Source organism: Mycobacterium sp. E796 (assembly GCF_001672815.1).
In the GTDB taxonomy this organism is placed as follows: Bacteria; Actinomycetota; Actinomycetes; order Mycobacteriales; family Mycobacteriaceae; genus Mycobacterium.
In genome coordinates, this window is sequence record NZ_LZKK01000042.1 from 1 (window position 1) to 523 (window position 523).

Below are 523 nucleotides of genomic sequence, written 5' to 3' on the forward strand. Positions count from 1 at the left end.
CCGCACGACGGCGCGTTCACCGCGGCGCGGCTGGCCAAGGACCAGGGCGTGCCCATCTCGACGATCTCCTTCGGCACGCCCTACGGCACCGTCGAGTACGAGGGCGCCACCATCCCGGTCCCCGTCGACGACCAGACGCTGCAGGAGATCACCAAGATCACCGACGGCCAGGCGTTCCACGCCGACAGCCTGGAATCGCTGGAGAGCGTCTATTCGACCCTGCAGCGCCAGATCGGCTATCAGACCGTCAAGGGCGACGCCAGCCTGGCCTGGATGCTGCTCGGCGCGGTGCTGCTGGCCGGCGCCGTCCTGGCCGGAGAGTTCCTGAACCGGCGGCTGCCCGCCTAAGCGGTCAGACGGCAGCGTCAGATCGGCAGGCGCCGGTTGATCAGCAGGCCCAGCGCCGCCGCGATCAGCGCGACGACGACGCCCAGGCGCAGCCAGCCGGCGCTGCCGGGGCCGGGCACCGTGCGGAACCCGATGTCGTTCTCGATGGCGTTGTAGCTCTTGTTCAGCTCGCTGA

Annotated in this window: 1 pseudogene; it reads left to right on the forward strand. The window is 70.0% G+C overall.

Annotation, left to right across the window (positions count from 1 at the left end):
* Positions 1-348 (forward strand): annotated as a pseudogene (locus A5706_RS03885) (hypothetical protein); the annotation flags it as partial.
* Positions 349-523 lie beyond the last annotated feature (175 nt).